Source organism: Brachybacterium sp. GCM10030267 (genome assembly GCF_042666875.1).
In the GTDB taxonomy this organism is placed as follows: Bacteria; Actinomycetota; Actinomycetes; order Actinomycetales; family Dermabacteraceae; genus Brachybacterium.
This window is the reverse complement of sequence record NZ_JBHTCX010000003.1, coordinates 109,845-134,830: the sequence shown is the minus strand read 5'-3', so window position 1 is coordinate 134,830 and position 24,986 is coordinate 109,845. Positions and strand designations below refer to the sequence as shown.

The window sequence follows — 24,986 nt, the reverse complement described above, 5'->3', positions numbered from 1 at the left end:
GCAGGACAATGGATGAGGCGAGGGATGACGCCGGAACGTCGGGCACGGCCGAGGGGGTCCGCCCGGGCACGGAGCGCCCCCTGAGCGCAGCTCAGCAGAAGGTCGCACTGCTCGCCCGGCACGACCCGCTGGGATTCGCGACCAGCTCGGTCCAGGTCATCGCCCAGCGCGCGCAGGTCAGCGAGGCGACGGTCGTCAGAACCGCCCGACGATTGGGATACGCCGGTCTGCCCGAGCTCAAGGCCGCCTGCCTGGCCTCACATCGGACCGCTGCGGCGCTGCCCGAAGTGATCAAAGGGCGGTTCGACGCGCTGGGCGAGGACGTCGAGGCCTCCATCCTCCGCAGCCACTCGGAGGTTGAGCAGGGATTCTCCGAGACCTTCACCGCTCCCGGCTATGCCGCCCTGCTCCAGGGGTGCCTGTCCGCCTCGCGGCTGGTCTTCTTCGGGCTCGGCACCGCCTATTCCGTGGCGACCTACGCAGCCTTGGAGTGCCGCCGCAACGGGGTCGAGGCCGTAGCGCTGACCGGAGGCGGGCACAGCCTCGCCGATGCGGTCTTCGCCCTGCGGCCTGGCGACTGCGTCCTCACTCTGGCGCCCATCAACGTCGGCCCCGACCTGCGCCGCTTCGCCCGAGCGGCCGCCCGGGGCGCGCACCGCTCGGTGATGATCAGCCAGCTCGACGAGCCCGACGGCGCCGCACCGGGCATCGACTGGGTGCGGTTGCCGGGCACGAGCGATACCCCCACCTCGGAGACGTTCGTGCTGTGGACGCTCATCGACGTCCTCATCGCCCGCCTCTCGGTCGAGGACCGGGATCGCGCGATCGGGGCACGCGAACGCCTGCAGGCGATCCGCGACGACCTCGCGTCCGGCGACGGGGACGATTTCCCGGCCGCCGACGGCGAAGTGTCTGCCTTCCGCACGGATCCCGACGGCAGCTGAACCGGCCCGGGCAGGTCCGCCACCTCTCTCAGCGTCGCGCCAGCAGGTCCGTGACCTCGCTGTCAGCGGGGATGCTGGGGGAGGCCCCGCGTCGGGTGACCGCCAGCGCCCCGGCCGCCCCCGCCCGGTCCGCGGCCGTGGCCAGGTCTTGGCCTGCAGCGAGCGAGGTCGCGAGGTAGCCGGCGAAGGCGTCGCCCGCCGCCGTGGTGTCGAGGACGTCGACCGGGCGCGCTTCGAGGTCGGTGGTGCCGTCTCGATCGACGAGGACGCTGCCCGCGCCCGCCATCGTGATCACCGCGTGGCCCGTCCCGCGCTCGAGGAACCAGTGGCCCGCACGCTGGGCGGTCTCGCGGGAGTCGACCTCGATGCCGGTCAGCAAGGACGCCTCCGTCTCGTTCGGTGTCACGACGTCCACCAGGGGCCAGATCGACTCGTCGAGGCCGCCCGGCGGGGCGGGGGCGGGATCCAGGATCACCGTGAGGCCGTGCTCGCGGGCGCTGCGGATGATGTGCGCTGTCAGCTCGAGTGGAGTCTCCAGCTGGGTCAGCAGCACGCTGCTGCTCGCGGCGAACTCCTCCAGGGCCGCGTCCACAAGCGTGGCGCCGAGGCGGCCGTTCGCGCCGGGCACCACCACGATGTCGTTCTCCCCGGCGCCGTCCACACGGATGTGCGCCACGCCCGTCTGGCCGGGGACCTCATGCAGGTGCGAGATGTCCACGCCGGCCTCGCGCAGGCCCTCCTGCACCAGCGGGGCGAACACGTCATCGCCCACGCAGCCGACGAAGCGGACGGGTGCCCCGGCGCGCCCCGCGGCAACGGCCTGGTTCGCCCCTTTGCCTCCCAGCACGACGGAGAAGGACTCGCCCAGCAGCGTCTCGCCCGGTCGCGGCATCCGGCTGGCGAACGCGGTCACGTCGACCGACGCGGATCCGATCACCAGGACGCCGTCCGCGCCGGCGGAGGACGGGGGCTGTGCGGGCATCTGCGCTCCTCTGCTCGGCCGGTGGGGCGGCGCGATTCGGCCGGTGGGACGGCGTCATGCGACGAGCTCCACGGTAGCCGGGCCGGCGCATGGCTCCACCGCGCCCACTCTGTGTGACGGTTGTCACGGCACGCCATCGTTGCTAGCGTCGTCAGTCGCGCGCGATGGAGCCGCACGGCGTCGGCGCAGTGTCCGCGCCGGACGGTACGCAGAGCTGACCAGCACGAGCGTTCGCGCGGCGGACCCGACGACGGAGGAATTCTCATCGTGAACAACCCGGCGCTCCAGCCTGCCCAGCCCCCGCGTACGCCCTCCACGGGCGACCACCGAGACTCCGAGGCAGGAGCAGAGCGCCCAGGGCGCCGGCGCGTCCTCGCCTCCCTCCCGGCCGGTGCCGTGCTGGCCACCGCCGGCGCCGCGAGCGCCCTCCCGGCGGACAACGGCGGCGGCACCAACGGCAAGGGCAACGGACACGGCAAGGGCAACGGCGGCGGCCACGGAAAAGGTCACGGCAAGGGGCGCTTCGCCCTCGGCGTCGAGAATCTCCTCGAGGCCGACCAGCTGTCCACGCTGGACGGCGCGACCGTCGGCCTGATCACGAACCCCACCGGCACCGACCGGGAGCTGACCTCCACCATCGACCTGCTCATCGGTGCCGAGGATGAGGGCGGCTTCAGCCTGGTCGCGCTGTTCGGCCCCGAGCACGGTGTGCGGGGTGCAGAGCCGGCCGGCGGCGAGGTCGGCGACTACATCGATGAGAAGACGGGCCTGCCGGTGCGCTCCCTGTACGGAGAGACGCAGAAGCCCACGCCCGAGATGATCGCCGACGTCGACACCCTGATCTTCGACATCCAGGACATCGGCGCCCGCTTCTACACGTACATCTGGACCCTCTACTACGCGATGGAGGCCGCCGCCGAGAATGAGAAGCGGTTCCTCGTCCTGGACCGCCCGAACCCCCTGGGCGCCGAGGCCGAGGGCTTCATCCTCGAACCGGCGCTGTCCTCCTTCGTGGGCCTGAAGGAGATCCCGCAGCGCCACGGCCTGACCGTCGGCGAGCTCGCCCGCCTGTTCAACGGCGAGTTCCTCGGCGATGCAGTGGATCTCGAGGTCATCGAGATGAGTGGCTACGATCCCGAGGAGCCGGCCGACGCGGGCCTGCCGTGGGTGCTGCCCTCGCCGAACATCCCCACCGCCGAGACCGCGATCGTCTACGCGGGCACCGGCCTCATCGAGTCGCTGAACGTCTCCGAGGGTCGCGGCACCACCACCCCGTTCCTGTGGTTCGGCGCCCCGTTCATCACCGAGTCCCAGATCGACGCGATCATCACCGACCTCGCCGACCTACCCGGTGTGCTGGCCCGGCCCATGTTCGCCACTCCCACCACCAGCAAGCACGCCGGGGAGTTCTGCGGCGGGCTGCAGCTGCACGTGACGGATCCGGAGGAGTACGAACCGGTGCGCACCGGCATCCACGTGCTCGCCGCCCTTTTCAGGCAGGTCCCGGAGGTCGACTGGCGCGAGGGCGAGGACTGCCGCACCGAGTCCGACGTCTGCTGGATCGACAGCCTCTCCGGCACCAAGCGCACCCGCTCGATGCTCGAGGCCGGCGACCCGGCCGACGAGATCGTCGCCGCCTGGCAGGACGAGCTCGACGAGTTCGTCGCCACCGCTCGCCGCTACCGCCTCTACTGAGCAGGAGCCCCCGATGACCCCCAGCATCCCCACCCCCTCCGGCCCCGACGACGCCACTTCCGGCAACCACGCCGCCTCCAGCAACCACGCCGCCTCCAGCAGCCGCCGACGGCCCGGCCACCTGCTGGACCGGCGCAGCTTCGGTGCCCTGGCCCTCGCCGGCACGGCCACCGCACTGCCCGCGACCGCGCACGCCGCCGGGACCCGGAGCGCCCCCGCCCGCGGCGGCGACAAGCACGACGCCCGTCTCGACGAGCTGCTGGCCGGCATGAGCCTCGAGCAGAAGATCGGCCAGCTCTTCGTCGCCGTCGGCTACGGCTCTGCGGCCGACGAGCCCCACCCCTCGAACACCTCCAGCACCGGGGTGGACACCATCGCCGAGATCATCTCCACCCACCACGTCGGCGGGCTGATCTACTTCGTCTGGAGCGAGAATCTCGAGAGCATCGAGCAGATCGCGACCCTCTCGAACGAGGCCCAGGACGCGGCGCTCGCGGCCGGCGGCATCCCCCTGGTGATCAGCACCGACGAGGAGCGCGGCGTCGTCTACCGGCTGCCGGCCCCGGCCACCCCGCTGCCCGGGGCGATGGCCCTGGGCGCCACGGGCTCCGGCTCCCACGCCCGCAAGGCCGGCGACATCATCGGCTCCGAGCTGCGCGCGGCCGGCATCGGCCAGGCCTTCGCCCCGGTGGCCGACGTCAACGTCGCGGCGCAGAACCCGGTGATCGGGGTGCGCTCCCTCGGCGCGGACCCGGAGGCCGTCGCGGACCTCGCCGCCCGCCACATCAAGGGACTGCAGAAGGCGAACTGCTCCGCGGCCGCGAAGCACTTCCCCGGCCACGGGGACACCGCCACCGATTCCCACGTCGGCCTGCCGGTCATCGACCACACCCGCGAGGAGATCGACGAGATCGATCTGCCACCCTTCATCGCCGCGATCGAGCAGGGCGTGGACGCCATCATGACCGCACACATCGTGGTCCCGGCGCTGGATGACTCCGGCCGGCCCGCGACCCTGTCCCAGCCGATCCTCACCGGTCTGCTGCGCGAGGAGCTCGGCTACGACGGGGTCATCGTCACCGACTCGCTGGCCATGGAGGGTGTGCGCACCATGTTCGGGGACGACCGGGTGCCGGTCGAGGCCATCCTCGCCGGCGCCGACCAGATGCTCATGCCACCGGATCTGGCCGTCGCCATCGGCGGCGTCCAGGAGGCGGTGGCCAGCGGCGAGATCACCGAGGAGCGGCTGGATCAGTCCGTGCGGCGCATCCTCGCCCAGAAGCTGCGCCGGGGCCTGTTCGAGGACGCTCACGTCGACGTCGCCGATGCCGTCGCCGCCGTGGGTACGGAGCGCTCGGCGCGCACCGCGCAGAAGATCGCCGACGACGCCGTCACCGTCATCACCGATGACGAGACCCTGCCCCTCGCGGGAGGCACGAGCGTGCTGGTCACCGGCGTCGGCACGCAGGAGAAGCTGGAGGTGACCGTCCAGGCGCTGGACGAGCACGGCCTCGAGGCGACGGCTCTGGTGCTGGACCCGCTCGACGAGACCACCGCCGAGGAAGCCGCCACCGCCGCTGCGGACCATGACGCGGTGCTGGTGTTCACCTCGTCGTCGGCATTCGAGACCCCGGCCGCTCAGGTCGCCCTCGTCGGTGCCCTGGCCGGAACCGAGGTGCCCGTGATCCACGCGTCGCTGCGCAACCCCTACGACGTGGTCCACGTCGGCGAGGTCGCCGCGTCACTGGCCGCCTACGGCAACTCCGCCTGCAACCTCCGCGCGGTCGCCGGTGTGGTCGCGGGCGCGGTCGAGCCGCGCGGCACCCTCCCGGTCGCGATCCCCGCGGCCGACGGCAGCGGGGAGGCCTACCCGATCGGCCACGGACTGCAGCTGGGCTGAGCGGGACGCCGACAGCCGGCCCGAGCGAGCCGCACGGGCCGGCGTCCGGTAGGCCGGCAGGGTCAGTCCCCGCAGTGCCGTCCCAGCGGATCCTCGATGCGGAACTGCTCGACGTGGTACGGCCAGTCGGGCCCGGTGCGCCACTGGGAGCACAGCAGATGCATCACCTCGAGCGTGGAGCCGGGCACGATGTAGGGCCCGTACAGCTGGGCGACGACGTTGTGCTCCTCGGCGCCCCAGTCACCGCCGTGCAGCAGCGTCGAGGCGGTGGCGTCACGGACCTCCAGTGGCGAGTCGGCGGCGAGGATGTCGACGCGGTAGTTGCCGGCGTCGAAGTAGGTCAGCACCCACTCGCCGTCGACGATCCGCAGGCACATCTCGCCGATGGCGCCGTCGATGACCGGCGCCGGCTCCTCGCCCCAGCCCCAGCTCTCCTCGCCCGGCCCGTAGGTCTCGTAGGCGCCGGGATCCAGCACGGAATCGACCGGGACGCGGTGGAGCAGCACGCCCTTGTCGCGCTGGAATCCCGTCGTCAGCAGGTAGACGTAGTGCTCGGCGGGGGCGCGGAACCAGGTGCACTGCTGCATGAACCCGCCCAGGTGGTCGCCGGGGAACATCTCCGCGGTGCGATCCCACGTCTCCCCGGAATCGGTGGAGGTCCAGATCTCGGTGCTGCCGACGGTCGGGAAGCCGTGGTTGACCATCATCCACAGGTACATGGTGTCGCCGATGGTGATGATGTCCCCGGGCAGGATCGTGGAGACCGGATCGTCGTCGTGCTCGTAGGGGACCAGTTGCTCGGCGGTCTCGCCGCCGACCGCGCTGGTCCAGCGGATGCCCCCGTCCAGCGGGACGTCGGGGTCGGCGTACAGGCCGACGGGAGAGCGCCAGAACCCGCCACCGACCACGGCGTCCTCGAAGGTGTCGCCGAAGATGAACAGCGAGCGGCCGTCGGGCGTGACCGCCGGGGCACCGAGATCGGTGGCCTCCATCCGAAACCGGGTGGTGACGCCCGGGCCGGTCACCGGGGCCATCCGCTCGATCCGGGGACAGGTGTCGGGGACGGGGCCGAAGCCCGGGGACTCGGCGGGCGAGGTGCCGGCCGGGCCGTCACCCAGGGGCTTGGATGGCGAACTCGCGCCGCCGCCGGGATGGGCGCCGGCGGCTACGGGGGTCAGCGCACTGGCGCCGGCCGCAGCGACTGCGCCGCGCAAGAAGGTGGAACGAGTGATCACAGCGGGACCTCCTCCAGGTCCGGATGCCCCCGCGCATCCACGGGCGGGGTCGCGGCGGGCGCCGGCCAGCTCTGCCGCGGTCCCGCTCGCACGTTTCCGTTCCCACCGTACGGAGTCGCTCCCCGCTGGGCAATCGTTTACTCGTGAAACTCCGGGATCCGTGCACCCTCGGAGGGCGAGGTGCCTCCCGGCCGCGTGCCGCTCGCGGCCGGGACCGAGCTGGCCGCCGCCGGAGCGGAGCCGACCGTGGCCGGCACGGCGTGCCCCTCGGCGGGCGCGTCGTCCTGGCCCGTCGGCGCCTCGACCCGCGCGAGCCGCCGGTCCTCGCTCTCCCGCGCTGCGCGGGCACGACGCCCGTGCAGCCAGGCTGCGGTGAATACGCCGCCGGCCATCAGCATCACGCCCGTCATCACCGTGATGACGACGGTGAACGTCGCCTGCAGCGAGACCAGCGAGATCAGGCCGCTGGACGTGATGATCCCGAGCGCATTGGCCGTGCGCAGCTGCGCGAAGACCTCGGCGCGGTGCTCGGCCGGGACCAGCCGGTCCAGGATCAGCGAGTAGTACGTCGCCAGCGGGGCGAGGACCGCCCCGACCAGCAGCGCGCCCACGAGAGTGGCTGTCACCGAGTGGCCGAGCCCCACGCAGGCGACGCCGAGGGCGGTCGTGGCCAGCCAAGCGAGCACCGTGCGACGGCGCGGCACCCGGTTGTGGATGCTGACCCAGACCCCACCGGCGACGGAGGTGACGCAGAGAGCGAGGGGGAAGATGACGCCCCACGCTGCAGGCATGCCGAACGAGACCGCCATCGACACGGCCCCGATCTCGATCGCGGAGATGGAGGCCGCGCTCGCGCCTCCGCACACCAGCCACAGCATGATCATCGGCCTCAGGGTGAGGCGATCGCGGCGCTGTTCCGGCCCCGGAGCGGTCGCGGTGGGGATCCGCGGCAGCAGCAGCATCGGCCCCATCCCGAGGATCACCATCGCCCACGCGGCGGCCTGCGGGGAGACGCTCCCCAGGGCGGCGGCCACCAGCGGCGCGGCCGCGAACGTGACCTCGTTCAGGGTGGCGGCGACGCCGAGTGCCCGCGGCAGCCGGCCCGAGGGCACCAGGTGGTTCAGCACCGCGCGCAGATGTCCGTAGGCGGCGCCGTTGACCAGGCCCGCCAGTGCGGCCCCGGCCACGACGAAGGCGAAGGGTGCGCCCAGCCCGGCGCACACGGCGATCGCCGCGAGCGCCACGGTCCGCAACCCGATCAGCACTCGCAGGAAGGGCAGCGGGGAGAAGCGGCGCCCGAGGCGCGTGATCGGGACGGCGCCGAGTACCTGCGCGATCGTCATCGCGAGCATCATCGCCGCGCCGCTGCCGGGATCCCCGGTCAGGGGCAGCGCGATCAGTGCGAAGGCGATCGGGGCGGCGGCCTGCGGCACCGCGAAGGAGCCGTAGGACATGAACCAGCGCAGCAGACGGCCATCCGGGCGGGAGGCCGGCGCGGGTTGCGTGGTGGACGCGGGGGCGTGGCTGGTCACGGGGACGACCTCCTTCGACGGGATGGAACTTTGCGGTGGCGGGTGAGCGCAGGCGGGGCCACAACGGGGCCCTGGGCAACATAATGCCCACCCGCGCCGATGCGCAATATAGTTCCCGTCACGTCCGTTCCGGGTGAGCCTCCCGATACGCTTCTGGTCACGTCTCAGTCTTTCGAGCGTGCGTGCATCACCGAGAGGAGGTCCGACATGCCCGGTGGTATGCGTCCCGCGGTCGTCGCCCAGCTCGGCGAGCGCATCCGCGCCGCGCGCCAGGACCAGGACCTCAGCGTCGGCGCGCTCGCGGACCTCAGTGACGTCAGTCGCCGCATGCTCACCCAGATCGAGCTCGGCCAGGCCAACCCCAGCGTCTTCATCCTCGACCGCATCGCCGCCGGCCTCGGCACCACCTTCGCGGCGCTGATGGGGGTGGGCTCCGACGCCCCGCCGGACGGGGTCGAGGTGTGGTCGACCGACGGGGGCAGCTGGTCGGTGCTGCTGGACGCGATCGACACCGAAGGGCTGTCGGTGGAGACGTGGAAGTGGAAGCTGACCGGCGATGACGTCTACCAGGGCGGCTCCGGCGTGCCCTCGCCGGGCACGATGATCCACGTCATCGAGGGCGCTCTCGAGATCGTCGACGGAGATGATGTCCAGCTCATCGAGGCCGGGGGCTCGGGCCGCGTGGTCACCGAGGACGACTACCTCTACCGTGCCCGGGATGCGCAGGGGGCCGTGTTCACCTGCGTCTCCCTGCAATCTCGTGGGGGCCCGGCGGCCCCCTGAGCAGCCGGGGCGTCAGTTGCCGGTCGTGCGGCCGATGTACTCGTCCGCCGCAGCGGCGATGCGGGGCCCCATCTCGTAGAGCAGCGCGAGGTCGGCCTCTGTCCCGGCGGCCGCGCGCACGTGGGCATCGAAATCCTCGATCGCCGTGCGCAGCGTGGTGAACAGCTCCGTGCCGCGCTCGGTCAGCGCGATCTGCTGTGTGCGCTGGTTCTCGGGTGGGCGGTATCGGGTGATCAGGTCCCGCTCGGCCATCACGCGCAGGTGCTCGCTCAGGGTGGCTTCGCGCAGGTCGACCACCGCGGCCAGCTCGCGCTGAGTGGTGCGGTCCTTCTCGTGGAGCGCGAGGAGGATGAAGTAGATCGGCCGACTGCCGCCGTGGCGGGCGAAGAGGGTCTCCGCCGCCTGGCTGGTGTGCTGATCCATGTGCCGGATCAGCGCCGCCACCGGTTTCCTCGTCCAGTCGATCATGCCGGACAGCTTAGAGGCCACTCGCCGTCACCCGAGCCCTTGACGCAGATCACTTCGGGCCCTAACGTTCAGGGAGCGAAGTGAACTCTGCACTCGTCTGCCGAACCCCGCAGGAGCCACCATGACCGCCGTGCCCGCTCTGGCCCGCTCACTCGGCCGCAGCTTCCTCCGGCCGGGTTCGCCCGGCTATGACCTCGCCACCGACATCCCCTTCGCCACCCCCGGACGTTCCCCGCTCGCCGCCGCTCGACCCACCAGCACGCGGGAGGTCGCCACGATCGTGCGCGGCGCCCGCGAGGCCGGGGCGCCCCTGGCCGTGCGCAGCGGCGGCCACTCCCGCCGTGGCATCGTCGACGGGGCCCTCACCCTCGACATGCGGGGACTCGATCAGCTGTCCATGGACCCCGACTCCCGTATCGCGACCGTCGGCGGCGGGGTGCTGGCCGCCGACTATCTCGCCGCCGCACACGAGCACGGCCTGACCACCGGCTTCGGCGACGCCCCCACGGTCGGCATCGCCGGCATCACCCTGGGCGGCGGTGTGGGTTTCCTGACCCGGCGCGACGGGCTGAGCATCGACAACCTGCGCTCGGCCGAGGTGGTGCTGGCCGACGGCAGCGTGATCATGGCGGGCCCCGACGAGCACCCCGAGCTGTTCTGGGCACTGCGCGGCGGGGGCGGGAACTTCGGAGTGGTCACGCAGCTGAGTTTCGACCTGCACCCGGCAGGCACCGTCGCCGGCGGGATGCTCGCCGTGCCCGCCACCGCCGAGGTGCTCGCCGGCGCGATCCGGGCCGTGCGCACCGGGCCCCGGGAACTCGGGGCGATGCTGAATCTCATGGCCGCCCCTCCCGTGCCGTGGCTGCCCGAACGGCTCCACGGCGCCCCCGTGCTGGTGATGGCCCTGTGTTACTCCGGGGCCCCCGAGGATGCGCCGTCCGTGCTGGATCCGCTGAGGCAGCTGGGCGAGCCCGCGCTGGATACGGTCGGCCCCACGCCCTACCCCGAACTGATCAAGGGCCCTCCTCCGGCGCCGGCGAAGCTGCATCCGGTGGTGCGCTCCGGGTTCGTCGACGGCGCCGACGCGTCCTGGGCGGCCGCCGCGCTCGAGGCCCTCGGCCGGCGCGCTACAGATATGGCCGCCGTACAGATTCGCTTCCTCGGCGGCGCCGTGGCGGAGGTGGCCGAGGACGCGACCGCCTTCGCCCACCGGCAGCGCGAGGCCACCGTGGCCGTCGTCGCCGCCACCGCGGATCCCGGGCAGCTGGAGCCCGCGAGGCAGTGGGCCGACGCCACCGAGCAGGCACTGGGCCTGACGGGGCGCTACCCCAACTTCCTCTCCGACCCCACCACCGAGGAGGATGTGGCGGCTGCGTATCCGGGCGAGACGCTGACGCGACTGCGCGAAGTCAAGCGCGCCTACGACCCCGACAACACGTTCTTCTCCGCCCTCAACATCGCCCCGCTCTGAGGTGGGCGGCCATGTACGCCGGGCGAGGGTGACGCTAGGGTCGACGGGACGAGTACACGATTGCTGTCGTACTCCCCGCCGCCACCTGCTCGACGAGGAGCATCCGTGCCCCCAGCACCAGTCCGCCTCATCCCCGGCGCCAAGCGTCGCCTGCTCGACGCCTCGCCGTCGGCGGAGGACCCCTGGTACATCAACGACCACACCCTCATCCGGGACGCGGACGGCACCTGGCATGTCTTCGGGATCTGGCATCCCGAACCCGCCGATCCGCTGGGGGAGAACCTCTTCCTCCACGCCACCGCCCCGGACCTGACCGGCAGTGAGTGGACGATCCACGACCCGGTGCTCCACGCCCGCACGGAGATCGGCGAGACGCACGTCTGGGCACCCCACGTGATCCACCACGACGGCCGCTCCTGGATGTTCTACTGCGGCGGCCGCGCAGACCACGCCGACTACCGCATCGAGCTCGCCATCAGCACCGATCTCTTCACCTGGACCCATCACGAGGGCGGGTCGCTCTTCGCCGACGGCTACGACGCCCGCGACCCGATGGTCCTCCGCGACGGCGAGCGCTGGCTGCTCTACTGCACCCGCACCTCGGAGCCGACCGGCGGCTTCCACGAGGTCGGTGTGCGCACCAGCACTGATCTGGTGACCTGGTCGGAGCCCTCGGTCGCCTACCGCTCGACCGTCTCCGGCACCGTCGGCGGGCCGACGGAGTCGCCCTTCGTCATCCGCGCCGGCGACGGCTGGCTGCTGTTCGTCTGCGAATCGGGGGAGTACGACCGCACCCTGGCCTACTACTCGCGCGACCCGTTGCACTTCGAGGACGCCGGGCAGGTCGACGTCGACCTCGACGAGCACTGCGCCGAGATCGTCACCGACCCCGAGAACCCTGCCCGCACCTGGATCACCGGCGGCGGCTGGGACCGTGGCGGGCTGACCATCCGAGACCTGGAGATCCGCGCATGAACCCCACCGATCTGACCGGCCGCCGCCTCTCCGCCGTCGAGACCCGGCCGATCCGCAGCCGTTATCCGCGCCCCATCGGCCGCAATGCCCGCCTCGGCGCGCACGGTGAGGGGCCGACGGCGCTCGCCGTCGTGGCACGCACCGACTCCGGGCACGTCGGCTGGGGCATGTACGAGGGGCCGGAGGCGGACTTCACCGCGTGCGTCGGCGCGCCCATCGAGGAGATCTTCGACCCGGCCATCGGCGTGCTGGACCCGGCGGCACTGCCGCTGGACGTGGCGCTGCACGACCTCGCCGCCACCATCCTCGACGTGCCCGTCCACCAGATGCTCGGCGGGCTCGGCACCGCGCCCGTGCCCTGCTACTCCGGCGCGATCTACTTCGATGATCTCGACCCCGACGACTCCCCGCGCGGCGTAAGCGGCGTGCTGGCCTCCTGCGCCGCCGACTGGGACGCCGGATACCGCGCCTTCAAGCTCAAGATCGGCCGGGGCAACCGCTGGATGCCCTCCGAGGCGGGGCTGGCCCGGGACCTCGAGGTCGTCCGCGCGGTGTGCGAGGCGTACCCGGACGCCCGCCTGCTGGTCGACATGAACGACGGCTATACCCCCGAGCAGACCCTGCGGTTTCTCGAACAGGTCGAGGACTGCGACCTGTACTGGATCGAGGAGCCCTTCGCCGAGCACGCCGAGGGTCTGCAGCAGGTTCGAGCGCACCGGGACCGCAGCGGCTCGAACGTCATGGTGGCCGATGGGGAGTACGACCCCGACGTCGACCACGTGCTCGATCTCGCCCGGGACGGGCTGCTGGACGTACTGCTGATGGACGTGCTCTCCTTTGGATTCACCGCCTGGCGGCGCCTCATGCCCACCGTCCGCGAGATCGGCGTCGTCGCCTCGCCCCACGCGTGGGGGCACCCGCTGAAGACGCTGTACGCCGCGCACCTGGCGGCCGGACTCGGCAGCGTGCCCGTGGTCGAGGCGGTTCCCGGCACCACCGAGGGCGTCGACGCCTCGGCGTACTCGCTGCAGGACGGGCAGATCGTGCTCCCGCAGACCCCGGGCTTCGGGCTGATGCTCGAGAACTGAGGCCTCCCATCGCTGCGTTCCGTGTGTACACAGTGACCGGTAGCGCTACAGTGGCTGCATGTCGAGCGGTGAGAACAGCATGAGCAGTGAAGTGTCCACACGAGAGCTCCGGCGCCAGCTTGCCGACGTGCTCGGCCGCACGATGTACGGAGGGGAACGAATCGGCGTGACGCGCAATGGAAAGCTCGCAGCAGTCCTGGTGAGCCCTGCAGATTTCCAGGTGCTCGAGGAGTACGAGATGGCTCAGGATGTCGCTGCGTATCGAGAAGCCAAGGCGGCTGATGACGGGGAGCGCATCGACCTCGACGACCTGCGCCGCGACATCGCCTTGTGAGGTACCGAGTCGTCTTCACGAGCGCTGCCGCGCGCCAGGTGAAAAAGCTGCCGAGGCCGGCGCGGGAACGTGTCCTCGCGGCCGTGGAGGACCTCGCTGCGAATCCACGGCCCCACGGGGCCACGAAGTTGGTCGGTGAGCGGACGGCGTGGCGGATCAGGGCCGGTGATTATCGGGTCATCTACGACGTGCTCGACGAAGAGCTCACGGTGACGATCGTCCGGGCAGCGCACCGCCGAGATGCCTACGACCGATAGCAGACTGCCGTCGGGCCGAAGAACGGAGAGGGACTGACTGATGGCAGAGACCGACGGTATGTCGCTGGTGCTCGACACCGACATCGGTACCGACGTCGACGACCTCCTGGCGCTCGCGGTCATCCTGGGTTCCCCGAGCTGAACGCCACTGCGGTCACGACGGTCTACGGCGACGTGGAGCTGCGGGCCCGCCTGGTGGCGAAGGTCTTCGCCTCCGCCGGGCGGGCCGTCCCGATCATCGCGGCCGGCCTCGCCGAGACCCGGTCCGGCAAGCCCGCGTGGTGGGCCGGGCACGAGGGCTCCACCATCGAGGACCTGGACGAGCAGGAGTTCGCGGAGAACGTCAGCGCGGTGGATGTGCTGGCAGCCGGCGGCCACGTCGTCCCGATCGGCCCTCTCACGAACGTGGCCGCGGCTCTCGAGCATCCTCGGTGCGCGATCAGAGAGATCACCATGATGGGCGGCGCCTTCGACGGGCGCACGGACCACAACATCCGCTCCGACGTCGACGCCGCCCGCGTGGTGTTCGATGCCGGTGTCGAGCTCACCGCCGTCGGCCTCGAGATCACCGAGCAGGTCCGGCTGACGGAGGCCGACCTGACCGGTCTCGACGGTGAACCTGGACAGCTGCTTCTCGGTGAGGTGCACCGGTACTGGTCCGTGATCGGGCACGACTGGAACACGCCGCACGACCCGATTGCAGTGCTGACGATGGTCGCGCCCGAGCTGTTCCGGTTCGAGCGCGGCCGGATCCGCATCGACGGCGCGGACGGTTGCACCGACTTCGACCCGGATCCCGACGGGCCGCACCGGATCGTGCGGGCGCTGGATATCGAGGGAGTCCGCCACGAGCTGGTGACACGACTCGGACGGGCATGCACCCGGTGAGACGCGGGACGGGGGCGGAGACGGTCCGAGTCGGCGACCATGGGCCCATGGTTCGCATTGCAGTGGCGCAAGGACTGGGGACCCAGAGGTTCGACGCGGCCTCGATCGCCGCGCAGGGGCGCGAGGTCCGGGAGCTGATGCGCGTCGCGGCAGCCGGCTCGGCGCGCCTGGTCCTGTTCACTGAAGGGGCGCTGTCCGGGTATCCCCACAAGCGGCTCATCTCCAGCGATCGCGCGCAGGTTGCGGACGCCGACTGGGCACTCGTGGCGTGGGACGTCCTCGCGCGCGAACTCGAACTGACCGCGCAGCTGGCCGGCGAACTCGAGCTGTGGACGGTCGTCGGATCTGTTCACCCGTCGTCTGAGGGCGGGCGTCCCTCCAACAGCCTGCACGTGATCAGTGACGCCGGGGTGATCGTGGACCGCTACGACAAGCGGTACCTCTCGACCACGGAGAGCTCGTTCCTCTATGCCGCGGGCACTCGGCCGACGACGTTCGAGGTCGAGGGGCTCAGATTCGGGTGCGCGCTGTGCATCGAGGCCGGGCTCCCGGAGGTCTTCATCGAGTACGAAGCGATGGGTGCTGACTGCGTGCTCCTGGCCAGCTACAGCACGGACCCGGACTCGCTGGACGAACAGCGCCCGCTCGCGCACGCCCTGCTCACCCAGATGTGGATCGCCTTCGCCGCGCCCGGCCTCGAACCCGGCCACCCTCGCTCGGGCGTCGCCTCCGCCGACGCCCGGTGGCTGGCTCGCGGCGCGGAGGACGGGGCGCCCCAGGTCGTCCTCGCTGATCTCGATCCGTCGCACGAGGCAGCACAGACCGGTTACCGGTACGGCCGTCCCTGGCGCGCACGCCACCGCGCAGCATCCGCCGTTGCCCCTGATTCGGTATGCCCGCCGGGCGCCGAACATCGAGGGGCCCACAGGTCGCGGGGCCGGCCTGCGGAACACTGATCGCCATGGGAACGATGGAGCCGCTCAACTACGCCTGGCGTGACGACGTCTCCGATCAGGAGGTCGCCTCCCTGCACGCCGCAGCCTTCGCGCACGCCGAGGAGATGGAGCCGTGGGTCGAACGGCTGCAACGGCACTCGCTGGGGTGGGTGACGGCGCGCAGAGGCTCGGACCTGGTGGGCTTCTGCAATGTCGTCACCGATGGGGGCCGGCACGCGTTCCTGCTCGACACCTCCGTGCACCCTGACCATCAGGGCTCAGGCATCGGGCGCGAACTGGTCCGTCGGGCGATCGAAGAATGCCGAGCCGGCCCCGTCAAATGGCTCCACGTCGACTTCGAGGTTGCTGCGGGGCCGTTCTACCTGGCTGACGGGTTTTTCCGGCCCACCGCCGCCGGCATCGTCGACGTCTGACGCGGTCCGCCGAAAAGACGGTGCGGTCTTCGCCGGCCCGTGGAAAGGTGGGCCGATGACCCCGAGACTGACCTGGACGGACCTCGATACCTCGCTGCGCCGGCGCCTCGAGGAGCTGCTCGGTGAACCCGTGGTCCACACCCACTCGTGTCGCGGCGGGTTCTCCCCGAGCAGCGCCGAGATCCTGAGCGGAGCCTCCGGCCGCAGCATGTTCGTCAAAGCCGTCCGCGAGCAGGACAACCCCGACTCACCGGCCCTGAACCGCGCCGAAACCACGGTGCTCGAGCAGATGCCGACGCAGGCCCCGGTGCCCCGCCTCGTGGACGCCTTCGACCACGGCGACTGGTTCGTGCTGGTGACCGAGGCGGCGCCCGGCGCCCTGCCGCAGCAGCCGTGGACAGCCCGGCAGCTGGACCAGGTGCTCGCGGCGCTCGAGGCACTGCAGGCAGCCACCACGCCGTGCCCGGTGGCCGGCCTGCCCACGGTGCCGGAGCATCTCGGGCCGGACATGCTCGGCTTCGAGCGCGTCGCCGAGAACCTTCCGGACGATCTGGATCCGTGGCTCGCCGAGCGTCTCGACGCCCTGCGCGCCGCAGCACTCCGCGGCATCGACGCCCTGGCGGGAGACACGCTCTCCCACTCCGACGTGCGCGCCGACAACATGCTGATCACCGACGACGGCGACGTGAGCCTGGTGGACTGGGCCCACGCTTCCCGCGGCAGCCGTGTCTCCGACGCCCTCCAGCTGCTCTCCAGCATCGACGACGTCGACGGCACCCTGCGGGTCAACGATCGTGTCGATGAGGTGCTCGCTCGCCACGGACACCCCCGGAGGATGGGCACCGATGTCCTCGTCGGGATCCTCGGGTTCTTCGTCGACGCGGCGCGGTTGCCGCACAATCCGACTCTGCCCCTGCTGGGGGAGCACCGCCGGCGCCGTCGCGATTCGCTCTTCGCGATCGTCCGGGAACGGTGGGGCGGCGGTTGAGCGACGGCTGACGTGTCGATGCCGAATGCGCGACTTGTGTCCGGTCCGTATGACAGGCTCACCGTGTTATCCGGTGTGAGGCAGCGGGCTCGCAGCACACCGTCCGGCTGGTGATCGACGGAGATTCACATGGACGACTGGACACAGACATTGGGAGCAGGTCCGCTGCTCGGCATCGCCGCCGCGGCGGTCGCCCTGATCCTCATCCTCATCATGCGCTTCCGCGTACATGCGTTCATCACCCTGGTGGTGGTCTCGGCGCTCACCGCGATCGCCGCCGGCGTACCGATGGCGGCGGTCTACGAGACCATGTCCGAGGGATTCGGGTCCACGCTGGCCTCGGTCGCCATCCTCGTCGCCCTGGGCGCGATGCTCGGCCGCCTCGTCGAGCACTCCGGGGGCGCCAAGGCTCTGGCCGACCGCATGATCGACACCTTCGGCGAGAAGCGCGCCCCCTTCGCGCTGGGTATCTCGGCACTGATCCTCGGGTTCCCGATGTTCTTCGACGCCGGCCTGGTCATGATGCTGCCGATCGTCTTCGCCGTTGCTCGCAGGCTCTCCAGCCGCTCCGTGCTGCTCTATGCCATCCCCACCGCGGCGGCGTTCTCGGTGATGCACGTCTTCCTGCCCCCGCACCCCGGCCCGGTCACCGCCACCGAGCTCTACGAGGCCAACCTGGGCCTGGTGCTGCTGATCGGCGCCCTCATCGCCTTCCCGCTCTGGTACGCCGCAGGCGCCGTATGGGGCCGCATCGTCGCCGCCCGCGTCCCGCTCCCGGTGCCGACCATCTTCGGCACCGTCGACGACGACCAGCCCGCCGCCCCGCCGGCCGTCGGCACCGTCATCGCCCTCCTGCTGCTGCCGATGCTGCTGATCCTCATGAACACCGGCCTGGACGCCCTGGGCTCGGTGGGCGCGGTGGATGCCGACGCGACGTGGGTCGCCGTGCTGTCCTTCCTCGGCACCTCGGCGATGGCGCTGCTGATCACCGTGATCGTGGCGACGTTCGTGCTCGGCCACCGGCGCGGCGAGAGCGGCTCCGCCCTGGAGAAGGTGCTGGACTCTGCGCTCGGCCCCATCTGCTCGGTCGTGCTGATCACGGGCGCGGGCGGGATGTTCGGCGGCGTGCTGCAGGCCTCCGGCATCGGAGATGCCCTGGCCGACTCCCTGGGCGGCATCGGGCTACCGGTCTTCATCGCCGCCTACCTGATCGCGGTGATCATGCGACTGGCCCAGGGCTCCGCGACCGTCGCCCTGGTCACCGCTGCCGGTCTCGCATCCCCGGCGGTCATCGCGGGCGACTTCAATTCGCTGCAGGTCGCCTGCATCGTGCTGGTCACCGCGGCGGGCTCGGTCTTCGCCGGCCACGTCAACGACTCCGGCTTCTGGCTGGTGGGCCGGCTGCTGGACATGGACGTGAAGACGACGCTGAAGACCTGGACCGTCCAGCAGGCGCTGCAGTCCGTGATCGCCTTCGCGCTCGTCGGCATCATCTACCTCATCGTCTCGGCCTTCTGACGCGATCGCCGGGGCCCGAGCCGCGCCAGGCTCACTTGAACCCGGAGGACTTGATCGACTCCACGATCTGGCGCTGGAAGAAGAAGAAGATCAGCAGCGTCGGCATCGCCGCCACCGTCGAGGCGGCCAGCACGTAGTTCCAGTCCGAGGCGTATTGCTGCTGGAAGGTGGCGATGCCGAGCTGGACCACGCGCAGGTCCGGATCCGAGGTGATCGTCAGCGGCCATACGAACGAGTTCCAGTTGGTGAGGAAGAAGAACACGGTCAGGGCCGAGAGGATCGGGCGGGACAGCGGCAGGATCACGCTGCGGTAGATCCGCCAGTAGCTGGCGCCGTCCACCAGCGCCGCCTCCTCGAGCTCGGCGGGCAGGGAGACGTAGAACTGGCGCAGCAGGAAGATGCCGAAGGCGTTGAAGATCGCCGGGATGATCAGGCCGGCATAGGAGTCGACCATGCCGAGGGTGCGGACGACCACGAACGTCGGGATCAGGATCACCGGCAGGCTCACCAGCAGGGTCGAGAAGATCAGCAGGAAGATCGTCTCGCGACCGGGGAAGCGCAGCCGGGCCAGGGCGTAGGCCGCCATCGAGTGGAACCACAGCGCCAGCACCGTCACCGCGGCCGAGACGATGAAGCTGTTGAACATGTACCGCAGGAACGGCACCTGGGTGAACACGTAGGTGAAGTTCTCCAGCGTCGGCTCCGAGGGCAGCAGCGCGGAGCCGTTGACCTCGGCGGCGGGCTTGAAGGCACCGGTGACCATCCAGACCAGCGGGAAGATCGTCATCAGCGCCAGCAGCACGCCGAGGATGAACAGGAGCGTCGTCGTCGGCGTCCAGCGTCGCCGGCGGCTCGGGCTCATCGCGGGCCGGTCGGATACGGATCCTGCCCGGTGCGGCTCGGCCCGGTGGGCGGGGGAGGGGTGCGGGGTGGAGACTGCGTCGCTCATTCGAAACGACCTCCCTTGGTCAGAGCGAACATGACGGCGGACCAGGCGAGCATGGCGACCACCAGCACGGAGCCGATGGCGGCCGCATAGCCGAGCTCACCGAACAGGAAGGCCTGCTCGTAGATGTAGAAGATCAGCAGGGACGTGGCACCGGCGGGGCCGCCGCCGGTGAGGACGAAGATGAGGTCGAGCCCGCCGGTCATCACGGCCACGGTCGACGTGATCAGCACGAAGAAGCTCGTCGGCCGCAGCAGCGGCAGGGTGACGCGGCGGAAGCGCTGCCAGGCGCTCGCGCCGTCGATGCGTGCCGCCTCGTAGTACTCGCCGGGGATGTCCTGCAGCCCGGCCAGGAAGATGATCATGTAGTAGCCCATCTGGAACCACACGGTCACCACCACCACCGTGCCGAGCGCCAGGTTGGGCTGTCCCAGCGGGGAGATGTTCTCGAAGCCGAGCAGGCCCAGCATCCGGCTGAGCACGCCGACCCGGTCGGCGAGCATGAACTGCCAGACCATCGCGACCACCACGAGGCTGACCACGTAGGGCACGAACAGGGCGCTGCGGATGAGGCCGACGAAGGGCAGCTTCTGCTGGACCAGCAGCGCCAGCCCCAGGCCGAACACGAAGATCAGGGGGACCACGGCGACCAGGTACAGCAGCGTCACGCGCACGCTGGACCAGAACTGCGGGTCGCCGATCATGCGCACGTAGTTGTCCACACCGATGAAGTCGAAGGACCCGAAGCCGTCGACCCGGAAGAAACCCAGGACGATGGCGAGCACCATCGGCACCGCGACGAAGACCAGCAGGCCGAGGGTGTCGGGCAGGAGGAACCAGAAGGCGGCGCGGCGTTCCCGGCGCGCCCGGGTGTTGCCCAGGGTGGAGGGCCGGGAGGTCCCCGTCCCGGTGGCGGTGCCCGCGGTGCGGGCGAGGCGGACGGTGTTCACAGCAGGGGCCCTCCCTCGTAGGTCTCGAGGTAGCTCTCGATCGCGTCCTGTGCGGTCGCGGCCTCCTCGGCAGGGTCGGCGCCGCCCAGCTGGGTGGCCTGGATGGCGTTGGAGACGGCTTTGTAGATGACCGGTGGGAAGCGCGGCTCGGCGCGGCCGGTGGGGAGGATCTCGTCGCGGAACTGCTGGAGGATCAGCTCCTCGAAGGCGCCGGTATCCCCGATCGCCTCGGTGACCGAGGTGCGGGCGGGGATGTTGCCCTTGGCGACGCCATTCCACTGGACGCCGGCGTCGATCGAGTCCTGGCTCATCGAGCCCATCACCTCGACCGTGAGCTGGGCGGCGGCCTCGGGGTCGCGGCCACGGGCATTGACGCACCAGGCCCAGCCGCCCAGCGTGGTCACGGGTTCGCCGCCGGGTGGGGCGGGCAGCGAGAAGACGCCGTACTCGTAGTCCGGCGCGTTCTGGCGCAGCGCCTCCACGTCGAAGATGCCGCCCTGCCACATGGCGGCATAGCCGCCGGTCAGAGCGCTGACGATGTCGCCGTTGGCCGGGCGTGTGCGGGGAGCGGCACCGCTGGTGATGGCGTCCTGGAACAGCTGGAGAGCCTGGATGCCGGCTTCGCTGTCGAAGACGGGGCGCTGGCTCTCGACGTCGATGACGTCCCCGCCGGCCTGCCACAGCCAGGGGTAGAAGGTGAAGTTCTGGTAGTAGCCCGGCAGGGTCTCCAGCACCAGGCCGGCGCGTTCGCCGCCGGTCATGCGTTTGCCGAGCTCGAGCATCTCGTCCCAGGTCGTCGGCAGGTCGCCCTCGGAGAGCCCGTGCTCCTCGAAGGTGGCGACGTCGTAGAAGATCGCCAGCGGCTCCTGCTCCATGGGCAGCCCGTAGATGCCGTCGCCGACGGTGCGGGTGGCCAGCGCCTGGGGGTAGAAGTCGTCGATCGCCTCCTGGCTCATGTACGGAGCGAGGTCCACCAGTACGCCGCCGTTGTAGTAGCGCAGGAAATCGCCGGGGGAGATGAGGAAGATGTCCGGTCCGGCCCCGGAGGCGAAGGCAGTCACCAACCGGGTGTTGGTCGGATCCGTGTAGCCGGGGATGTAGACCGGTTCGACGGGTCGGCCGCCGGCGTCCTCCCAGGTCTTCAGCACGTTCAGGAACCAGTCGTTCTGGGCGACGAGGTTCGGATCCTGTTGATCGATGGGCGCGTAGAACTGCCAGAACTGCATCGGGTCGGACGCGCCTGCACCGCCGGCGGAGCCGCAGCCGCCGATGGTCAGCGCGCCGCCGGCGCCCGCGGCCGTCGCGGCCCCGCCGCGCAGCAGGTTCCGCCGGCTGAGGAGAGGTTCTCTGCTCGCAGGGTGGGTTCTCATGGTCGCCTTCCGTGGCGTGGGGAGGTCTGCACGTGGCCTTCCTCGGAACACGTCGTCGTGGCGCAGCCGCGGTGCGGTGGCGAAGCTGCGGAGGTCTCGACTCGGCCGTCTGGAGGAGGGAGCATGGGCGTCCGCTCCGGCGTCTATGCCCGGCCGTCGTCAGTAATCGATTTATCGCTACGGTAGAGGCAGGGGCGATCGGCGTCAACCACGGCTCGTGGACCACTGTCGGGCTCCACCCCCCCGCACCCGGGCCCGGGTGGATTGACGGTGCGCGCCGCCTCTCGTATCGTGCCAGTAATCGTTTCCCACCCGCCGTCCTCTGCTCCGGTTCCTCCCTGCGATATGGCGGGGTGGGGCCCCGACGACGAATCACCGTTGATCCGACTCCCAGGGAGTACCCGCGTGACCCACCTTCCCAGCCCCGTCGCCCGCCTGCGTCCCGTGCAGACCCGCTCCATCAGTCCCGAGAACTTCGACGGCTCCCCGGGCGGCGGAGGCCGCGCCACCGACGGCACCGGCGCGGAGGCCGCGCGCGATCTCGGGCAGGGCTGGAAGGTCTCGCCGAGCGTCGACGTGAAGGCGGGGGAGACCTTCACCCTCGCCGACATCGACTCCGCCGGCGTCATCACCCACATCTGGATCACCACCCACACCGACCACTGGCGCCACCTGGTGGTGCGCGCCTACTGGGACGGCAGCGACGAGCCCGCGGTCGAAGTCCCCTACGGCGACTTCTTCTGCAACGGCTGGGGCGTGTTCTCGCAGGTCGACTCGCAGATGGTCGCCGCCAATCCGCACGGCGGCTTCAACTCGTACTGGCCGATGCCCTTCTGCGAGGGCGCGCGCCTGACCCTCGAGAACACGGCCGACGCCGACGCCCGCGTCTACTACCAGGTGACCTACGAGCTGGGCGGTGACCACAGCGAGGACGCCTACTTCCACGCCCAATGGCGGCGCTCCAACCCCCTCGATGAGGCCACCGAGCACGTGCTGCTCGAGGACGTCGAGGGTCACGGACAGTACGTGGGCACCTACATCGCCTGGGGCGTGAACTCCAACGGCTGGTGGGGCGAGGGCGAGATCAAGTTCTACATGGACGACGACCTCGCCAGCGGCCGGGACGGTGGCTTCCCGACGATCGCCGGCACCGGCACCGAGGACTACTTCGGCGGCGCCTGGAACTTCGACATCCCCGGCCAGGGGTACACCGCCTTCTCCACCCCGTACCTGGGCATGCCGCAGGTGATCCGGCCCGACGGTCTCTACATCGCCCAGCAGCGCTTCGGCATGTACCGCTGGCACATCGCCGACCCGATCCACTTCTCCACCGGCCTGCCGCGCGTGGACATCCAGGCGCTGGGGTGGAAGTCCGCCGGGCGCTACCTGCCGCTGCGCGACGACATCGCCTCCACCGCCGTGTTCTACCTCGACCGGCCCGCCACGGCCCGCCCGTCGGCCCCGACGTTCGAGGACATGGAGATCCACCTGGGATCCGGCGCCGCTCCCCACAGCCCCGCCGGTCCCGCCCGCACCGACCACAACTCGGGAGAGCGCTCATGACCACCACCACCGCCGCCCAGCGCAACTACGACCTCCCGGCGCCCCGCGAGGTCGCCCCCGCCCCGGAGAACACCGTCTACCTCATCCCCAGCGGTGACTCGCGCGAGAGCGCGAACCTCCCCGCCTGGCCGTTCCAGCAGGAGCTCGAGCGTCTCGTCTCCGACGCCGTCGGCGCCGCCGGAGGGCAGGTGCGGCGCGGCTTCGAACCGGACCCGGAGGCGGGCCACGGCTTCATCCGCTCCCAGCGCATGGGCATCGAGGTGTTCAAGCACATCCCGCCCGAGGCGCCGCTGATCGTGGCCACCGCCAACTGGCAGTACAGCCACCACGTCCTCGCCGGGCTGCGCAGCCACCGCGGCCCGATCCTGACGGTGGCGAACTTCGCGCCCGAGTGGCCGGGCCTGGTGGGCCTGCTGAACCTCAACGGCGGCCTGACCAAGATGGGCCGCGAGTACTCCACCCTCTGGACGGTCGACGGCACCGACGACTGGTTCCGCGAGGGCGTGGCCACCTGGCTCTCCACCGGCCGCCTCGAGCACGACGAGCGCCACGTGCGTCCGCTGCCGCCCCTGCCCGCCAATGCCGAGGTCGAGCTGGGCCGGGCCCTGGCCGATCAGCTCCGCGCCGACAAGGCCATCATCGGCATATTCGACGAGGGCTGCATGGGCATGTACAACGCGATCATCGACGACGAGATGCTCAACCCGCTGGGCATCTACAAGGAGCGGCTCTCGCAGTCCGCCCTGTGGGCCGAGATGCAGACGGTCACCGACGAGGAGGCCGACGCCGTCGGCGCCTGGCTGCAGGAGGCCGGGATGACGTTCCGACTCGGCACCGACGAGGCCACCGAGCTCACCGAGAACCAGCTGCGCGGGCAGTACAAGATGTACATCGCGGCGCTGCGGATCAGCGACGACTTCGGCCTGGACGCCGTGGGCATCCAGTACCAGCAGGGACTCAAGGACGTCACCCCGGCCTCGGACCTCGTCGAAGGTCTGCTCAACAACGTCCAGCGCCCCCCGGTGACCAGCCGTGACGGCTCCCGCGTGCTGTGGGAGGGCCAGGCCCTGCCGAACTTCAACGAGGTCGACGAGGGCGTGGCCGTCGATGCGCTGGTCACTAATCGCCTGTGGACCGCGATGGGCATGGACCCCGCCACCACGCTGCACGACGTCCGCTGGGGCGAGGAGTACGACGGGCAGTACGTGTGGGTCTACGAGATCTCCGGCTCCGTCCCGCCCAGTCACTTCCCTCGCGGCTACGCCGACGCGGAAGGCTGCCGGCAGGGCCCGGCGTTCTTCCCTGCCGGCGGCTCGACCATCAACGGCGTCTCCAAGCCCGGCGAGATCGTCTGGTCCCGCGTCTACATCCAGGACGGCGGCCTGCACGTCGACCTCGGCCGCGGCAGCGTCGTCGAGCTGCCCGAGGAGGAGGTGCGCCGCCGCAAGGAGCTCACCAACCCCGAGTGGCCGATCGCGAACGTGGTGCTGCACGGCGTGAGCCGTGACCAGTTCATGGGCCGGCACAAGGCCAACCATGCCCAGCTCGTCTACGCTGATGACCAGGGCGCGGCCGACCGCGCCTTGACCGCGAAGGCAGCTTTCTTCGAGCGTCTCGGGGTCATCGTGCACCTGTGCGGCGATGCCGAGATCGTCCAGGACTGAGCGACGTCCGGGACCGAGCGACGGGCACGGGCTCTCCCGTCGCCGCCCGAAGAGGGCATGAACCGA

General features: G+C 70.8%; 23 protein-coding genes. 16 read left to right on the top strand and 7 right to left on the bottom strand.

Going from position 1 to position 24,986, the window contains the following annotated elements; translation table 11 throughout:
* Positions 1-8: 8 nt before the first annotated feature.
* On the top strand, positions 9-944 hold the full coding sequence (locus tag ACFQS2_RS03095; protein WP_377015756.1) for a MurR/RpiR family transcriptional regulator: 936 nt from the start codon (positions 9-11) through the stop codon (positions 942-944).
* A gap of 28 nt (positions 945-972) precedes the next feature.
* Here ACFQS2_RS03095 and rbsK read toward each other — a convergent pair whose 3' ends face one another.
* Positions 973-1,926, bottom strand: coding sequence for a ribokinase (gene rbsK / locus ACFQS2_RS03090; protein WP_377015759.1), 954 nt, complete (start codon positions 1,924-1,926; stop codon positions 973-975).
* A 267-nt stretch (positions 1,927-2,193) separates the two neighbouring features.
* Here rbsK and ACFQS2_RS03085 point away from each other — a divergent pair, with 267 nt between their 5' ends.
* Positions 2,194-3,621 (top strand): exo-beta-N-acetylmuramidase NamZ domain-containing protein, encoded by a 1,428-nt coding sequence (locus ACFQS2_RS03085; protein WP_377015762.1) that lies wholly within the window; start codon positions 2,194-2,196, stop codon positions 3,619-3,621.
* 13 nt (positions 3,622-3,634) lie between these two features.
* Positions 3,635-5,521: a glycoside hydrolase family 3 protein gene (locus ACFQS2_RS03080; RefSeq protein ID WP_377015765.1), complete on the top strand. Its 1,887-nt coding sequence runs from the start codon at positions 3,635-3,637 to the stop codon at positions 5,519-5,521.
* Between the two features lie 62 nt (positions 5,522-5,583).
* On the opposite strand, the gene ACFQS2_RS03075 is transcribed toward ACFQS2_RS03080, so the two are convergent.
* Positions 5,584-6,756, bottom strand: a complete 1,173-nt coding sequence (locus ACFQS2_RS03075) for a DUF4185 domain-containing protein (RefSeq protein WP_377015768.1) — start codon at positions 6,754-6,756, stop codon at positions 5,584-5,586.
* 137 nt (positions 6,757-6,893) lie between these two features.
* Complete coding sequence (locus ACFQS2_RS03070; protein ID WP_377792702.1) at positions 6,894-8,288, bottom strand: MFS transporter; 1,395 nt, start codon at positions 8,286-8,288, stop codon at positions 6,894-6,896.
* Positions 8,289-8,495: 207 nt separating this feature from the next.
* On the opposite strand from ACFQS2_RS03070, the gene ACFQS2_RS03065 reads away from it, so the two are divergent.
* Positions 8,496-9,071 (top strand): helix-turn-helix domain-containing protein, encoded by a 576-nt coding sequence (locus ACFQS2_RS03065; protein ID WP_377015774.1) that lies wholly within the window; start codon positions 8,496-8,498, stop codon positions 9,069-9,071.
* 12 nt (positions 9,072-9,083) lie between these two features.
* Here ACFQS2_RS03065 and ACFQS2_RS03060 read toward each other — a convergent pair whose 3' ends face one another.
* Complete coding sequence (locus ACFQS2_RS03060) at positions 9,084-9,539, bottom strand: MarR family winged helix-turn-helix transcriptional regulator (RefSeq protein ID WP_377015777.1); 456 nt, start codon at positions 9,537-9,539, stop codon at positions 9,084-9,086.
* A 121-nt stretch (positions 9,540-9,660) separates the two neighbouring features.
* Here ACFQS2_RS03060 and ACFQS2_RS03055 point away from each other — a divergent pair, with 121 nt between their 5' ends.
* The 10 genes from ACFQS2_RS03055 to ACFQS2_RS03010 all read left to right on the top strand — a co-directional run bounded on the left by ACFQS2_RS03055 (position 9,661) and on the right by ACFQS2_RS03010 (position 18,427).
* Positions 9,661-11,010, top strand: a complete 1,350-nt coding sequence (locus ACFQS2_RS03055) for an FAD-binding oxidoreductase (RefSeq protein WP_377792701.1) — start codon at positions 9,661-9,663, stop codon at positions 11,008-11,010.
* A 105-nt stretch (positions 11,011-11,115) separates the two neighbouring features.
* On the top strand, positions 11,116-11,985 hold the full coding sequence (locus tag ACFQS2_RS03050) for a glycosyl hydrolase family 32 (RefSeq protein WP_377792700.1): 870 nt from the start codon (positions 11,116-11,118) through the stop codon (positions 11,983-11,985).
* A complete protein-coding gene (locus tag ACFQS2_RS03045) occupies positions 11,982-13,073 on the top strand; it encodes a mandelate racemase/muconate lactonizing enzyme family protein (protein WP_377792699.1) in 1,092 nt (363 codons plus the stop codon). Before ACFQS2_RS03050 ends, ACFQS2_RS03045 begins: the two co-directional genes overlap by 4 nt.
* Positions 13,074-13,131: 58 nt before the next feature.
* Entirely contained in the window at positions 13,132-13,407 is a 276-nt protein-coding gene (locus tag ACFQS2_RS03040; protein ID WP_377015789.1) for a type II toxin-antitoxin system Phd/YefM family antitoxin, read from the top strand.
* Positions 13,404-13,664 (top strand): type II toxin-antitoxin system RelE/ParE family toxin, encoded by a 261-nt coding sequence (locus ACFQS2_RS03035; protein ID WP_377015792.1) that lies wholly within the window; start codon positions 13,404-13,406, stop codon positions 13,662-13,664. Before ACFQS2_RS03040 ends, ACFQS2_RS03035 begins: the two co-directional genes overlap by 4 nt.
* 174 nt (positions 13,665-13,838) lie before the next feature.
* Positions 13,839-14,552, top strand: a complete 714-nt coding sequence (locus tag ACFQS2_RS03030; RefSeq protein ID WP_377792698.1) for a nucleoside hydrolase — start codon at positions 13,839-13,841, stop codon at positions 14,550-14,552.
* A 47-nt stretch (positions 14,553-14,599) separates the two neighbouring features.
* A complete protein-coding gene (locus ACFQS2_RS03025; protein ID WP_377792697.1) occupies positions 14,600-15,508 on the top strand; it encodes a carbon-nitrogen hydrolase family protein in 909 nt (302 codons plus the stop codon).
* Positions 15,509-15,513: 5 nt separating this feature from the next.
* Complete coding sequence (locus ACFQS2_RS03020) at positions 15,514-15,921, top strand: GNAT family N-acetyltransferase (RefSeq protein ID WP_377792696.1); 408 nt, start codon at positions 15,514-15,516, stop codon at positions 15,919-15,921.
* A gap of 55 nt (positions 15,922-15,976) precedes the next feature.
* Positions 15,977-16,909, top strand: a complete 933-nt coding sequence (locus ACFQS2_RS03015; protein ID WP_377792695.1) for a phosphotransferase — start codon at positions 15,977-15,979, stop codon at positions 16,907-16,909.
* A gap of 129 nt (positions 16,910-17,038) precedes the next feature.
* The gene (locus ACFQS2_RS03010) at positions 17,039-18,427 is read left to right on the top strand and encodes a GntP family permease (protein WP_377015807.1); all 1,389 of its coding nucleotides are present in this window, start codon (positions 17,039-17,041) and stop codon (positions 18,425-18,427) included.
* A 31-nt stretch (positions 18,428-18,458) separates the two neighbouring features.
* Here ACFQS2_RS03010 and ACFQS2_RS03005 read toward each other — a convergent pair whose 3' ends face one another.
* From ACFQS2_RS03005 to ACFQS2_RS02995, 3 genes are read right to left on the bottom strand one after another with little or no spacing between them, the layout of a single operon-like run.
* Positions 18,459-19,376 (bottom strand): carbohydrate ABC transporter permease, encoded by a 918-nt coding sequence (locus ACFQS2_RS03005; RefSeq protein ID WP_377015810.1) that lies wholly within the window; start codon positions 19,374-19,376, stop codon positions 18,459-18,461.
* Positions 19,373-20,323, bottom strand: a complete 951-nt coding sequence (locus tag ACFQS2_RS03000; RefSeq protein ID WP_377015813.1) for a carbohydrate ABC transporter permease — start codon at positions 20,321-20,323, stop codon at positions 19,373-19,375. Before ACFQS2_RS03000 ends, ACFQS2_RS03005 begins: the two co-directional genes overlap by 4 nt.
* Complete coding sequence (locus tag ACFQS2_RS02995; protein ID WP_377792694.1) at positions 20,320-21,693, bottom strand: ABC transporter substrate-binding protein; 1,374 nt, start codon at positions 21,691-21,693, stop codon at positions 20,320-20,322. The genes ACFQS2_RS03000 and ACFQS2_RS02995 overlap by 4 nt, the downstream gene beginning before the upstream one ends.
* Before the next feature lie 405 nt (positions 21,694-22,098).
* Here ACFQS2_RS02995 and ACFQS2_RS02990 point away from each other — a divergent pair, with 405 nt between their 5' ends.
* Together ACFQS2_RS02990 and ACFQS2_RS02985 are read left to right on the top strand one after the other, a co-directional pair.
* Positions 22,099-23,256 carry a glycoside hydrolase family 172 protein gene (locus tag ACFQS2_RS02990; RefSeq protein ID WP_377015819.1) on the top strand — a complete coding sequence of 386 codons (1,158 nt, stop codon included), beginning with the start codon at positions 22,099-22,101 and terminating at the stop codon, positions 23,254-23,256.
* Positions 23,253-24,920, top strand: a complete 1,668-nt coding sequence (locus ACFQS2_RS02985; protein WP_377015822.1) for a fucose isomerase — start codon at positions 23,253-23,255, stop codon at positions 24,918-24,920. Before ACFQS2_RS02990 ends, ACFQS2_RS02985 begins: the two co-directional genes overlap by 4 nt.
* Positions 24,921-24,986 lie beyond the last annotated feature (66 nt).

Bases quoted from the DNA above. Each gene is read 5' to 3' on its own strand.
- ACFQS2_RS03095 (WP_377015756.1), top strand. From the start codon at position 9: ATGGATGAGGCGAGGGATGACGCCGGAACGTCGGGCACGGCCGAGGGG.
- rbsK (WP_377015759.1), bottom strand. From the start codon at position 1,926: ATGCCCGCACAGCCCCCGTCCTCCGCCGGCGCGGACGGCGTCCTGGTG.
- ACFQS2_RS03080 (WP_377015765.1), top strand. From the start codon at position 3,635: ATGACCCCCAGCATCCCCACCCCCTCCGGCCCCGACGACGCCACTTCC.
- ACFQS2_RS03065 (WP_377015774.1), top strand. From the start codon at position 8,496: ATGCCCGGTGGTATGCGTCCCGCGGTCGTCGCCCAGCTCGGCGAGCGC.
- ACFQS2_RS03060 (WP_377015777.1), bottom strand. From the start codon at position 9,539: ATGATCGACTGGACGAGGAAACCGGTGGCGGCGCTGATCCGGCACATG.
- ACFQS2_RS03055 (WP_377792701.1), top strand. From the start codon at position 9,661: ATGACCGCCGTGCCCGCTCTGGCCCGCTCACTCGGCCGCAGCTTCCTC.
- ACFQS2_RS03045 (WP_377792699.1), top strand. From the start codon at position 11,982: ATGAACCCCACCGATCTGACCGGCCGCCGCCTCTCCGCCGTCGAGACC.
- ACFQS2_RS03040 (WP_377015789.1), top strand. From the start codon at position 13,132: ATGTCGAGCGGTGAGAACAGCATGAGCAGTGAAGTGTCCACACGAGAG.
- ACFQS2_RS03025 (WP_377792697.1), top strand. From the start codon at position 14,600: ATGGTTCGCATTGCAGTGGCGCAAGGACTGGGGACCCAGAGGTTCGAC.
- ACFQS2_RS03020 (WP_377792696.1), top strand. From the start codon at position 15,514: ATGGGAACGATGGAGCCGCTCAACTACGCCTGGCGTGACGACGTCTCC.
- ACFQS2_RS03015 (WP_377792695.1), top strand. From the start codon at position 15,977: ATGACCCCGAGACTGACCTGGACGGACCTCGATACCTCGCTGCGCCGG.
- ACFQS2_RS03010 (WP_377015807.1), top strand. From the start codon at position 17,039: ATGGACGACTGGACACAGACATTGGGAGCAGGTCCGCTGCTCGGCATC.
- ACFQS2_RS03005 (WP_377015810.1), bottom strand. From the start codon at position 19,376: ATGAGCGACGCAGTCTCCACCCCGCACCCCTCCCCCGCCCACCGGGCC.
- ACFQS2_RS02995 (WP_377792694.1), bottom strand. From the start codon at position 21,693: ATGAGAACCCACCCTGCGAGCAGAGAACCTCTCCTCAGCCGGCGGAAC.
- ACFQS2_RS02985 (WP_377015822.1), top strand. From the start codon at position 23,253: ATGACCACCACCACCGCCGCCCAGCGCAACTACGACCTCCCGGCGCCC.